Annotated in this window: 13 protein-coding genes; 9 read left to right on the plus strand and 4 right to left on the minus strand. The window is 69.9% G+C overall.

Annotated elements, in window-relative coordinates:
* Position 1 precedes the first annotated feature (1 nt).
* Complete coding sequence (locus tag I4J89_RS09260; protein WP_196413458.1) at positions 2–523, plus strand: PH domain-containing protein; 522 nt, start codon at positions 2–4, stop codon at positions 521–523.
* On the opposite strand, the gene I4J89_RS09265 is transcribed toward I4J89_RS09260, so the two are convergent.
* Genes I4J89_RS09265 through I4J89_RS09275 form a run of 3 tightly spaced genes read right to left on the minus strand, consistent with a single transcriptional unit; the run spans position 520 to position 2,419 of the window.
* Complete coding sequence (locus I4J89_RS09265; RefSeq protein WP_196413459.1) at positions 520–1,077, minus strand: GtrA family protein; 558 nt, start codon at positions 1,075–1,077, stop codon at positions 520–522. The two genes, I4J89_RS09260 and I4J89_RS09265, sit on opposite strands and share 4 nt — an antisense overlap.
* A gap of 27 nt (positions 1,078–1,104) precedes the next feature.
* Positions 1,105–1,686 (minus strand): GtrA family protein, encoded by a 582-nt coding sequence (locus tag I4J89_RS09270; protein ID WP_196413460.1) that lies wholly within the window; start codon positions 1,684–1,686, stop codon positions 1,105–1,107.
* Positions 1,667–2,419, minus strand: coding sequence for a sigma-70 family RNA polymerase sigma factor (locus tag I4J89_RS09275; RefSeq protein WP_196413461.1), 753 nt, complete (start codon positions 2,417–2,419; stop codon positions 1,667–1,669). The genes I4J89_RS09270 and I4J89_RS09275 overlap by 20 nt, the downstream gene beginning before the upstream one ends.
* Before the next feature lie 301 nt (positions 2,420–2,720).
* Between I4J89_RS09275 and I4J89_RS09280 the strand changes: the two genes are divergently transcribed.
* The 3 genes from I4J89_RS09280 to I4J89_RS09290 are packed head-to-tail and all read left to right on the plus strand — an operon-like array spanning position 2,721 to position 6,474.
* Positions 2,721–4,529, plus strand: a complete 1,809-nt coding sequence (locus I4J89_RS09280) for a phosphoenolpyruvate carboxykinase (GTP) (RefSeq protein WP_196413462.1) — start codon at positions 2,721–2,723, stop codon at positions 4,527–4,529.
* 14 nt (positions 4,530–4,543) lie between these two features.
* Positions 4,544–5,671 (plus strand): NAD(P)/FAD-dependent oxidoreductase, encoded by a 1,128-nt coding sequence (locus I4J89_RS09285; protein ID WP_196413463.1) that lies wholly within the window; start codon positions 4,544–4,546, stop codon positions 5,669–5,671.
* Between the two features lie 32 nt (positions 5,672–5,703).
* A complete protein-coding gene (locus I4J89_RS09290; protein WP_196413464.1) occupies positions 5,704–6,474 on the plus strand; it encodes an isoprenyl transferase in 771 nt (256 codons plus the stop codon).
* A gap of 321 nt (positions 6,475–6,795) precedes the next feature.
* Here the strand turns inward: I4J89_RS09290 and otsB are convergent, their stop codons facing one another.
* Complete coding sequence (gene otsB / locus I4J89_RS09295; RefSeq protein WP_196413465.1) at positions 6,796–7,602, minus strand: trehalose-phosphatase; 807 nt, start codon at positions 7,600–7,602, stop codon at positions 6,796–6,798.
* Between the two features lie 274 nt (positions 7,603–7,876).
* Here otsB and phoH2 point away from each other — a divergent pair, with 274 nt between their 5' ends.
* From phoH2 to I4J89_RS09320, 5 genes are all read left to right on the plus strand, one after another.
* Complete coding sequence (gene phoH2, locus I4J89_RS09300; protein ID WP_196413466.1) at positions 7,877–9,289, plus strand: RNA 5'-3' helicase PhoH2; 1,413 nt, start codon at positions 7,877–7,879, stop codon at positions 9,287–9,289.
* 239 nt (positions 9,290–9,528) lie between these two features.
* Positions 9,529–10,230, plus strand: a complete 702-nt coding sequence (locus I4J89_RS09305; protein ID WP_196413467.1) for an aggregation-promoting factor C-terminal-like domain-containing protein — start codon at positions 9,529–9,531, stop codon at positions 10,228–10,230.
* 71 nt (positions 10,231–10,301) lie between these two features.
* Positions 10,302–11,093 carry a S1 family peptidase gene (locus I4J89_RS09310; protein WP_196413468.1) on the plus strand — a complete coding sequence of 264 codons (792 nt, stop codon included), beginning with the start codon at positions 10,302–10,304 and terminating at the stop codon, positions 11,091–11,093.
* 48 nt (positions 11,094–11,141) lie between these two features.
* Complete coding sequence (locus tag I4J89_RS09315; protein WP_196413469.1) at positions 11,142–11,759, plus strand: rhomboid family intramembrane serine protease; 618 nt, start codon at positions 11,142–11,144, stop codon at positions 11,757–11,759.
* A gap of 2 nt (positions 11,760–11,761) precedes the next feature.
* The gene (locus tag I4J89_RS09320; protein WP_196413470.1) at positions 11,762–12,076 is read left to right on the plus strand and encodes a hypothetical protein; all 315 of its coding nucleotides are present in this window, start codon (positions 11,762–11,764) and stop codon (positions 12,074–12,076) included.
* Positions 12,077–12,125 lie beyond the last annotated feature (49 nt).

Genomic DNA, 12,125 nt, shown 5'->3' on the forward strand with positions numbered 1-12,125 from the left:
CGTGGCGTTCCCGGACGATGTGCTCAGTGACGAGGAGGAGCTGGTCCTCCACCTCCGTCCGCACTGGAAGGCGGCCGTGCTGCCGGTCCTGATGCTGCTCCTGACGCTGTCCGGCTTCATCCTGGCCTGGGTGATGCTGCCGGACACCGAGGGCGGCCGGATCGGCCTGGGGCTGGTCGCCGCGATCATGCTCTGGTACGGGCTGCGGTACGGCGCCCACCCGCTGCTGACCTGGCGCTGCACCCACTACGTGCTGACCGACGAGCGGCTCCTGGTGCAGCACGGCGTGCTCACCCGGGAGCGGCGGGACCTGCCGCTGAACCGGGTCAACGACCACGCGCTGACCCAGTCGCTGCTGGACCGCGTGCTCGGCAGCGGGACGCTGACCATCGACTCGATCGGCGACCAGAGCGCGCGGCTGGCCGGTGTGCCGGGCGCCCCGCACGTGCAGACCCTGCTCTACGAGCTGATCGAGCAGGCTCCCGCCGATGAGGAGGAAGTGGAAGAGGAGGAGGTCCGCTAGCGGGCGTCGAGCTCGGGCTCGAGGTCCAGGCGCGCGACGCTGCCCGGGCGGTCGACCGCGCTCAGCTCGGCCAGCCCGGCCGTGGCGTCCAGCTCGGTGATGGCGGCCTCGTGCCCGTCGACCGGCGGCTTGAGGAAGACGAACGTGCGGTACGCCCAGAACCGGAAGATCGTCGCGATCCCGATGCCGATCACCGTGACGGTCATGAAGAGCAGTTCGTCGTGCTCCTCGGTGAGGCCGAAGCCGTACTTGCCGATGGCGATCGCGCCGGACTGGATGACCATGCCGACCAGGTTGAACCCGAAGAACATCGTGTACTCACGGCGCAGCGCGGTCCGGGAGTGGTTACGGTACGTCCAGTAACGGTTCGCCAGGTATGCCAGCGTGGTGGTGACGACGGTGGCAACGACGCTCGCCTTGACCGCGCCGATCGGCAGCAGTACCAGCGTGATGCCCATGTAGAGCAGCGCGTTGCCGGCGCCGATGATGCCGAAGGCGAGGGCTTCGGGGGCTAGACGGCGCAAGCGTTCCGTCAGCGTACTGGCTGAAGGCATTGGGCAACCTTACGGGACCGGTGGCGGTTACGCCGAGTTGCTGGTGGTGGAGGTTGGCGACGTCATATCCGGAGCGTCGGTGACCCGGAAGACGAACCGCCGGTACGACCAGAAACGGAACAGCGTGCCCACCGCGGTGCCGACCAGCTGACCCGAGATGTTGTCGGCCACCGGGCTCTGCAGCGCCGGCCAGATCTGGCCCAGGCCGTAGTGGCTGATCGTCAGGCAGAGCAGCGCGATGCCCAGCCCGATCGCGTTCAGCACGAAGAACGTCGTGTACTGCCGGGCCATGTGCGTGTGCTCGCCGTGCCGCCAGGTCCAGAACCGGTTGCCGAAGAAGGCGAGGGTCGTCGCGATCACGGTGGAGATGGTCTTGGCGGTCAGCGTCTCACTGCCGGCGTTCAGCAGGATATTGAAGATCACGAGATCGACAGTGAACGCGATGCTGCCGACCGTGCCGAACTTGCCCACCTCACGGGCCAGTCCGAGGAGCCGCGTGCGCAGACCGGTGGCGGGCTGCGGAGGGTTCGGAGGCACGCGTCCGAGGGTACCGGTGGGGGTCACGTGCCGCTGTCTTCGCTGCCGAGTCTTAACCGGACGTCCCGGCATGGTGACGTTGTCGATACGGTGCGTTGACTTCTTGGATCTCGGCGAGCCGTCCCCGGCAGTCGGCACACCAGGACAGGTGCGTACGCATGCGGTGCGCGTCGCGGGCGGCGAGCCGGCCGCGCACCTGACCGCCCAGGTGGTCGCCCGCCCAGCGGCACTCGGGGTGATCCGCAGCGGTCACGTGCTGCTGTAGATAAAGACTGCGCAGCCCTTCGCGGGCGCGGTGGGCCAGCACGGCGACCGCGTTCGGCGTCAGTCCCATCCGCGGGGCCAGCTCGGCCGGCGTGCTGCCCTCCACCTCGGTCTGCCAGAGCACGTCCCGCCAGCGGGGCGGGAGCTGCCGGAACGCGGCCGCGGCGAAACTTCGCTCCAGCCGGTCCAGGGCGGGATCGGTGTACGGCTCGCCGGCGTCGTAGCGGGTCAGGTCGTCGGTGAACTCCAGCCTCCGGTCCAGCTTGGCGCGGTGGTAGCAGACGTGCCGCATGGTGGTGTGCAGGTAGGCGCGGAACGCGACGAGCGGTCCCCGTCCGGCCCGCAGTGTCGCGAACACCTTGGCGAACGTCTCGGCGACCAGGTCGTCGACGTCGGCCGGAACGCGGACCAGCCCGTACGCGAACTGGCGGGCGGCCGCGTGGTGACGCTCGTAGAGCGTCCCGAACGCGGCCGTGTCACCGGTCCGGACGGCGGCCAGCAGGTCGGTGTCCGAGTCCGCGTCGTGGCCCGGCTTCGTCATTCCGCCTCCTGTGGCAGGAACTGCGAGGAAAGCCCGATTAGGTGAAAGTCTAAGGCGTTAAGTCCTTTTTGCGAAAGTTGTCGTCCGCCGGTGTGGCTTTCTGCTCGCGCTGCGCGCAGGTGCGCCGAGAGGCGAAGAATCGATCGTCTACGCGCAAACCGACGATAGATTGTGCGGTTGTCCACAGGTCTTACCGATGAACTCAACGCGGTCTCGGCTTAGGCTGACGTAACTCCCATGACACCGGCCGGACACTCCGGCTGCTCCGTCATTGGTCAGTGCCGACCGAAGGAGCTTCATCTTGTCTCAGCCCCCTACCTCGCATCCCCGCCTGCTGGCCTGGGTGGACGAGGTCGCCGCCCTGACAACACCCGACCGGATCGTCTGGTGCGACGGTTCGGAGGCCGAGTGGACCCGCCTCACCGACGAGCTCGTCGAGTCGGGAGCGCTGGTCCGGCTCGACCCGGAGAAGAAACCCAACTCGTTCTGGGCGCGTACCGATCCGTCGGACGTGGCACGCGTCGAGGAGCGCACCTTCATCTGCTCGGTCGACGAGGCCGACGCCGGGCCCACCAACAACTGGATGGCTCCGGCCGAGATGAAGCAGGTCATGACCGGGCTCTACCGGGGCTGCATGAAGGGCCGGACGATGTACGTCGTCCCGTTCTGCATGGGCCCGCTCGACTCGCCGCAACCGATGTTCGGTGTAGAGCTCACCGACAGCCCGTACGTCGTGGCGAGCATGCGCATCATGACCCGGATGGGGGCCGGGGTCCTGGAGGCCATGGGGGACGACGCCGACTACGTGCCGTGCCTGCACTCCATCGGTGCGCCGCTGGAGCCGGGTCAGCAGGATGTCGCCTGGCCGTGCAACGAGACCAAGTACATCTCGCACTTCCCGGAGACCCGGGAGATCTGGTCCTTCGGCTCCGGCTACGGCGGCAACTCGCTGCTCGGCAAGAAGTGCTACGCGCTGCGCATCGCCAGCGTGGCCGCCCGGGACGAGGGCTGGCTCGCCGAGCACATGCTGATCATGAAGCTGACCTCGCCGGAGGGGCAGGTCAAGTACATCGCCGGCGCCTTCCCGTCGGCCTGCGGCAAGACCAACCTGGCCATGCTCGAGCCGACCCTGCCGGGCTGGAAGGTCGAGACCGTTGGCGACGACATCGCCTGGATGCGCTTCGGCGAGGACGGCCGGCTCTGGGCCACCAACCCGGAGTTCGGGCTGTTCGGCGTCGCGCCGGGCACCGACTTCCACACCAACCCGAACGCCATGCGCACCCTGGCCAAGGGCAACTCGGTCTTCACCAACGTGGCCCTCACCGACGAGGGCGACATCTGGTGGGAGGGCATGGGCGAGCCGCCCGCGCACCTCACCGACTGGAAGGGCCAGGACTGGACGCCGGACTCGGACGCACCGTCCAGCCACCCGAACAGCCGGTTCTGCACACCGATCGAGCAGTGCCCGATCCTCGCCGACGAGTACCACGACCCGCGCGGCGTACCGATCGACGCGATCCTCTTCGGCGGCCGCCGCAAGACCACGATCCCGCTGGTCAGCGAGGCTCGCGACTGGGTGCACGGGGTCTACCTCGGCGCCACCCTGTCGTCAGAGACCACCGCGGCCGCGGTCGGCCAGGTCGGCGTCGTGCGCCGCGACCCGATGGCCATGCTGCCGTTCATCGGGTACCACGCCGGTGACTACTTCCAGCACTGGATCGACATGGCGAAGGGTGCCTCCGGCGACGCCGAGAAGCTGCCCAAGGTCTTCTACGTCAACTGGTTCCGCCGCGGTGACGACGGCCGGTTCCTGTGGCCCGGCTTCGGCGAGAACAGCCGGGTGCTCAAGTGGGTCGTCGGGCGGCTCGAGGGCACGGCCGAGGCGGTGGAGACGCCGATCGGGCACATCCCCACCCCGGAGGCGCTCGACCTGACCGGCCTCGACCTCGACCCGGCCGACCTGGAAGCCGTGCTGAAGGTCGACGCCGAGGAGTGGCTGGCGGAGATTCCGCAGGTCACCGAGTGGTTCGAGAAGTTCGGCGACAAGCTGCCCGCACAGCTGTGGGCGGAACTGGACGCGCTGCGCGCCCGCCTCGAGAAGGCCGCATAGGGCACGATCCCCTGATGGGGATCGATGCCTACGACGTGGCCGTGATCGGCGCCGGCCCGGCCGGCTCGGCGGCGGCACTCGCCGCCCGCCGGGCCGGCGCCCGGGTCCTGCTGCTGGACCGCGCGGACTTCCCGCGCGACAAGACGTGCGGTGACGGCATCGCGGCGGAGGCGGTCGACGTCCTGACCGGCCTCGGCGTCGCGGACGTCACCCACGGATACCGGCCGATCGAGCGGCTCCGGCTGGTCGCGCCGGGCGGGACGGCGGCCGCACGGGACCTGCCGCGGCCGGCGTACACGGTGCCGCGGCGAGTCTTCGACGAACGGCTGGTGCGGGCGGCGGTCGCGGCCGGCGTGGTGCTGCGCCGGCACACAGTAAGAGAGGTGCGCGAGGAGCGCACCGTCGTCATCGACGGCACGTTCCGGGCACACGTGGTGATCGGCGCGGACGGGGCCGGCTCGGTGGTGCGCCGCTTACTCGGGAACGGCCCGAACCCGGCCGGGCACCTGGCGATCGCGATCCGTGGCTACCGACCCACCACCAACACCGGCGAACAGATCGTGGTCACCACCCGGCAGCGCTGGCCGGCGTACGCCTGGGAGTTCCCGCTCGGCGACGGGACCGCCAACGTGGGCTACGGGGAACTGCTGCGCGGGGCGGCGCTGTCCCGCGCGTACCTCAAGGGCCGGCTGGCCGAACTGCTGCCCGGCGGCGAACCGGCCGGCCTGCGCGGGCACCACCTGCCGTTGTCCACCCACCGCCCGGCGCCCGGCCGAGGCCGAGTGCTGCTCGCCGGCGACGCGTTCTCCCTGGTCAACCCGTGCACCGGCGAGGGCATCTTCTATGCCGTGCTGTCCGGGATGCTGGCCGGCACGGAGGCCGCGCGCGGCCCGCGCGATGTGGTGCGGCGCTATCGCGACACGCTGCGGCGGCGCCTCGGCCGGCATCTGCGGCACTCCGGCGCCGCGGCCCACCTCACCGCCTGGCCGCGGGTGGCCGACGCGGCGGTGGGCGCGGCCGCCGCGGACGCCGAGGTCTTCGCCCGGATGGTGGAGCTGGGTCTCGCGGACGGGTTGCTCGACGCTCGCACGATCGGACGCATCGCGGCGAGGTTGGTCTCGTGGCGTACCGTCCCCGCGTGATCGTGCGGTCGGGGTGGTTACGCTTTGCGGTGATGAGTCTGCGTTCCCTGGTTTATTCCTTCTACGAGCGGCGCCTGGCCGGCAAGCTCGCCGGTAAGCCCGTGCCCCAGCACATCGGCGTCATGTGCGACGGTAACCGCCGGTGGGCCCGAGAGATGGGCTTCGTCGACCCCAACGACGGCCACCGGGTCGGCGCCACCCGGGTCAAGGAGCTGCTGACCTGGTGCGACCAGGCCGGCATCGAGCACGTCACGCTCTACCTGCTGGCCACCGACAATCTGCGCCGGCCGGCCACCGAGCTGGACCCGCTCGTCAAGATCATCGAGGATCTCGCCACCGAGCTGGCCGAGGACGGCAACCCGTGGCGGCTGCGCATGGTGGGCGCGCTCGACCTGCTGCCGGCCGGCACCGCGGCGATCCTCAAGGCCGCCCAGGAGAAGACCCGCGACCGCAGCGGCGGCGTGGAGGTCAACATGGCGGTCGGCTACGGCGGCCGGCGCGAGATCACCGACGCGGTGCGCTCCCTGCTCTACGAACACGCCGCGTCCGGCGGCACCCTCGAGGAACTCGCCGAGATCCTCGACGTCGAGCACATCGCCGAACACCTCTACACCCGCGGCCAGCCCGACCCCGACCTGGTCATCCGCACCAGCGGCGAGCAGCGCCTGTCCGGTTTCCTGCTCTGGCAGTCGGCGCACTCGGAGTTCTACTTCCACGACGCCAACTGGCCGGACTTCCGCCGGATCGATTTCCTGCGCGCGCTGCGTTCCTACGGCAGCCGCCAGCGCCGTTACGGCGCATAGATTTTCCCGGTACGCGTCAACCGCGTCCCCAACCACAGCTACGGGGTTCTCGCCGTGCCGCGCGGCCTCCGCCTGCCCTCCCGGCCCCAGCGCGGCCGCCGGGAAACACCACGACGTCGCGCTGCCGCGGTGCCGCAATCGCACGGCAGTGTGCGGAATCCGGACCTTCACGCACAGCTCTTTCCCGGCGGCCGCGTTGGGGCCTTGCGCGACGCGTTGATCGCGTGGGCAGCAGGGGACGGACCGGATTCGGCGTTACGGGCGGTCACGCGTACCGATGAAGGTGCGTCAGTGGACCGCGCACCTTGACCCGGGCGGGTTTCAGAAGCGGCGCAGGCCGTCGGTGAGGAAGGCGGCGACCGCGTCGGGCGAGTCCAGGGTGAGGTCGGCCGCGCTGGACACCTCGGCGCCGGTCTCCGGGTTGGCCACCGCGACGGCCATGCCGAAGAAGCCCGGGTCGACGGCCTCGCGCGCCCGCAGCGCGTCGAACGCCTTGATGTCGGACATGTCGTCACCGAAATACCAGGCGCAGCCGGCGTTGCGGACGCCCTCGGTGATGACCATGCCCTTGTCCTGGTCGACCGGCGGCTTCAGCTCGGCCACCATGCGGCCCCGCTGGATCCGCAGCCCGAGCCGCTCGGCCTGCTCGTGTGCCCAGCGCTCGACCGTCGCGGCCAGCTCGGGGGCGACCCGGTAGTGCAGGGCGACCGACAACCGCTTGTACTCCACCAGGATCTCGCCGGGCAGCTCGGCGCGGGCCTGCTCGGCCAGCCGCGCCATCGCCGGCACGAACTCCAGCGCGGCCGGCTCGGTGACCACCTCGCCGTCGTGCCACACCTCGAGCCCGTAGAGCCCGTAGAGGTCGACGTGCTCGAGCGTCTCGAAACGCGAGCGCAGGAAGCTGACCGGGCGGGCCGAGACGATCGCCACCCGGGCCACGACCGTGGCCAGCCGCTCCAGGACGCCGAGCACGGCGGGCACCGGCTGGGACGCGTCCGGGTCGTCGGTGACGGGGGAGAGAACGCCGTCGAAATCGAAGAAGAAGGTGGTCACGGACGCGCGCTCGGCGGTGAACGCCCACGCCTCGTCGATGCTCAGCGGGTGTGTGGGACGTGCGGTCTCTGCCACGGAAGCCAGACTACCCGCGGATGGTCGTCTTTTATGCGCGACGAATTCGCGTGCGTCGAGCGTCACCCGGGCGTGCCCGATTTTGCGCTCTACCGCAGGACGCGGTTGACCGCTAGCGTTTGAGTCATGGCAAGGGGCCATCCCTAGCCAGCCGGCCGGCCCGGACCTGCGACAACTGCGCCACAGGGCCCGCAATCCGACCCTGTGCAAGTGCCGGCGGCCGGAGGTGGCGGACCGCGGGCGGACCGGGTTGCACGCCCGCTGGAGCAGGCCTGTGACATCTCGCCGTACCGATGCCGGGACCCCCTCAAACCCGGCCGACGCAGTCTCCAGCAGCCGTGCCGGCGCGGGACGCCGTAAGTCCCGAGACCGGCACGCTGACGCAGAACCCGCCCCGGCAGGGCGGGTTTTTGTTCTGGACACTTCGGTCCTGCTGTCCGACCCGGCGGCGTTTCGCCGGTTCACCGACCACGACGTGGTCATCCCGCTCGTGGTCATCTCCGAACTGGAGGGCAAGCGTCACCACCCCGAACTGGGCTGGTTCGCGCGGCAGTCGCTGCGCATGCTGGACGAGCTGCGGATCAAGCACGGCCGCCTCGACCAGCCGGTGCTCTGCAACGACGAGGGCGGCAGGCTGCGCGTCGAGTTGAACCACGCCGACCAGAGCGCGCTGCCGCACGGCTTCCGCGACGACTCGAACGACACCCGGATCCTCTCGGTGGCGCTCGGGCTCGCCGTGGAGGGCCGCGACGTCACGCTGGTCAGCAAGGACATGCCGCTGCGGGTCAAGGCCGCCTCGGTGGGTCTGACCGCCGACGAGTACCGGCACGGTCAGGCCAGCGATCCGACCTGGACCGGCATGGCCGACCTGGAGCTCTCCGAGGAGCAGGTGAGTGGCCTCTACTCCGGTGAGGAGCTGGAGGTGGAGGAGGCCGAGACGCTGCCCTGCCACACCGGCCTGGTGATCCACTCGCCGCGTGGTTCGGCGCTGGCCCGGGTGAACCCGGACAAGACCGTCAAGCTGGTCCGCGGCGACCGCGACGCGTTCGGCCTGCGTGGCCGTTCCGCCGAGCAGCGGGTGGCGCTGGACATCCTGCTCGACGAGTCGATCGGGATCGTGTCGCTGGGCGGGCGGGCCGGCACCGGCAAGTCGGCGCTGGCGCTCTGCGCCGGCCTCGAGGCGACGATGGAACGCAACCGCCACAAGAAGGTGGTCGTCTTCCGCCCGCTGTACGCGGTCGGCGGCCAGGAGCTCGGCTACCTGCCCGGCAGCGAGTCGGAGAAGATGTCGCCCTGGGCCCAGGCGGTCTTCGACACGCTCGGCGCCGTGGTGCACGCCAACGTCGTCGAGGAGGTGCTGGCCCGCGGGATGCTCGAGGTCCTGCCGCTGACCCACATCCGGGGCCGCAGCCTGCACGACTCGTTCGTCATCGTCGATGAGGCGCAGTCGCTGGAGCGCAACGTGCTGCTCACCGTGCTGTCCCGGATCGGCCAGGGGTCCCGGGTCGTGCTCACCCACGATGTCGCGCAGCGTGACAATCTGCGGGTCGGCCGGCACGACGGGGTGACCGCGGTGATCGAGGCGCTGAAGGGGCATCCGATCTTCGCCCATGTCACGCTGACCCGTTCGGAGCGGTCGCCGATCGCCGAGGTGGTCACCGACCTGCTGGAGGAGATCCCCCTGTGAGATGACGCCAGCGCGAGTCTTTGTGCCGAAATGAAGTAGAAAGTCGTGTGACTAAAGTCACAAGACCGCGCTGGCATTTCACATCCACTTCACCTTGCGCCATGGTGTTCGGCGGGCACCTGGCCGATCCACCGCAGGTGTGAGGCGGCGGCCGAAGGGTCGCGGGTGCTCGCGGCGCGGTCCACCGACAGTAACGGTGTGGACGCGCCGCGTCATTGCCCCCGACGAAGGGAATCTTCGTGAAGCGGCTCTGGAGCCGGCTCGGAGTTCGTGCTGCGTCCGTCAGTCTCCTCCTGGCCGGTCTGGTCGGTGGTGTCTACGTCGGGCAGACCCAGGACTTCGAGAAGCAGAGCGCCGAGACGGCGCTCGTCGTCCAGGCGAACGCGGACGAAATTCAGCTTCTGAAGGAGCGGCAGGCCGATCACGCCGCGGCTCGCGCCTACCGGAGCCAGGCGGAGGACGCGGCCGCCACCAAGGCGGCGGCCGAGGTCAAGGCGGCCGCCGGCAAGGCCCGGACGCTGGAGAAGAAGGCGATCGCCGAGGAAAAGAAGGCCGAGGAAGAGGCCGCGGCGAAAGAGGCCGAGGAGAACGGCGGGCCGGTGGAGTACACCGGGGAGATCCCGGCCTCCTGTGACGAGTACAGCGGCAGCCGCAAGATCGGTTGCGCCCTGATGCTCGACAAGGGTTTCAAGCTCGCCCAGTTCCCCTGCCTGGACAAGCTGTGGAAGAAGGAGAGTGGCTGGAACTACAAGGCCACCAACCGCAGCTCCGGGGCGTACGGGATCCCGCAGGCTCTGCCCGGCAGCAAGATGGCCTCGGCCGGCGACGACTGGAAGACCAACCCGGCGACCCAGATCGAGTGGGGTCTCGGCTACATCAAGGGCCGCTACGGCTCACCCTGTGGCGCCTGGGAGCACTCACAGAACGTCGGCTGGTACTGAACCTGACGAACCTCGGAACGGGGCTGCGCGGCACGACGCGCGGCCCCGTTTTGCTGTGATCAAATGTCGGTATGGTCCGAAATGCCGCCTCGCTACTTCTGGCCGCCGCCACCGTCGCCGCGCTGCTGGGCTCGGCGCCCCTGCCCGCCCGGGCCGCCGACGGTGAGCGCCCGGTACGCGAGGTGGTCGGCGGCAAGGTGGCGACAGCCGGCAAATTCCCCTGGGTGGTCCGCCTCTCGATGGGCTGCGGCGGCACCCTGACCGCGCCGCAGGTGGTGCTCACCGCCGGGCACTGCGTCGGCGAGACCGGGCCGAACAAGGGGATCACCGTGACCGCGGGCGTCATCGACCTCAAATCCGACCGAGCGATCACCGTGAAGTCGGTCGAGGTGATCCGGGCCGACGACTTCATCACCGAGACCCGCGGTGACGACTGGGCGGTGGTCAAGCTCGAACGCCCGCTCAACCTGCCGACGATCGACCTGGCGGGGGACGGCACTCCGGACACCGGGACGTTCACGGTGATGGGCTGGGGGCAGACCCGGGAGAAGGCGCTGCGCCAATCACGCCGGCTGCACTACGCCAGCGTGCCCACCATCCCGGACGAGACGTGCGCGGTGGCGTACCGCAAGGCCGGCGTGGAGGTGGTCCGCGACGAGTCGATCTGCGCCGGCCGGCACGGCGTGGACACCTGTCAGGGGGACTCCGGCGGGCCGATGGTGCACCGGGAGAACGGGCGCTGGGTGCAGGTCGGCATCGTGAGCTGGGGCCTGGGATGCGCCCGGGACGGCTATTTCGGCGTCTACACCCAGCTCGCCAAGTTCCGGCCGGCGATCCAGGAGGCCATCCGCAAACTGAGCTGACCCGCTTCCCGGGTGGCCGAGGGTGCGCGGCCCTGCCACCATCGGTGCATGGGGTACGGGTGGCCGGCAGCGCGCGCGGACGAGGCGGCGAGGTTCGGGACGGACGCGTTCTACTCGTCGATCGGACGCGCCTTCGTGACCATGTGCGCGGTCATCCCGCTGCTCTTCCTGATCGAGGCGATCGACGTGGGCCTCGGCCCGGGCACGCTCGATCTGGCCGGCGGCATCATCCCGCGCCACATCGAGGGCGTGGACGGCATCCTGTTCAGCCCGTTCCTGCACTCCGGCTGGGACCACCTCTACGGCAACGCGGTGCCGCTGATCCTGCTCGGCACGTTCGTGCTGGCCGGCGGCGCCCGCCGGGCGATCTGGTCGACCGTCGTGATCGTGCTGGTCACCGGCATCGGCGTGTGGTTCATCGGTGATCCGAGAAGCGTCGTGGTCGGCGCCAGTGGCGTGATCTTCGGATATCTCGGGTTGCTGCTGACCCGCGGCCTGGTCGAGCGCAGCTGGTGGAACTTCGGGGTGGCCGTGTTCATCGGGCTGCTCTACTGGTACCAGCTTTACGGCATCCTCCCCACCGACCCGCGGGTCTCCTGGCAGGGCCACCTGCTCGGCCTGATCGGCGGCGTCATCGCCGCCGTGATGTTCCGCCGCAGGCGCTGACGATGACGTCCGACACCGCCCGCGGTACGCGAGCGATCGCCGGGTTCGGCACCGCGGTCGGCGTGCTCCTGTCCGCGGTTCTCGTCTTCGCGGTCGATGTGTTCGAGGGCCGGGGATGGCGGGACGGCGAGTACGTGTACCTGTTCGTCGTCTTCAGCGTCGCCGCCCTGGTCCTGGGAGGCCTGCTGGCGGTTCTGCCGCAATGGCGATCGTTCGGCAAGGGCCTGGCCATGGGCGGGCTGGTGGGCGTACTGGTCATTCTCGCCGGGATCGTGCTCTTCTTCTTCCTGCTCGTCCGCGACGGCTTCGTGTGGTGACCGGCTTCGTGTGGTGACCGGCTTGGTGACCGGCAGGCCCGCCCGCCGG

This window comes from Actinoplanes aureus (assembly GCF_015704865.1).
GTDB lineage: Bacteria > Actinomycetota > Actinomycetes > Mycobacteriales > Micromonosporaceae > Actinoplanes > Actinoplanes aureus.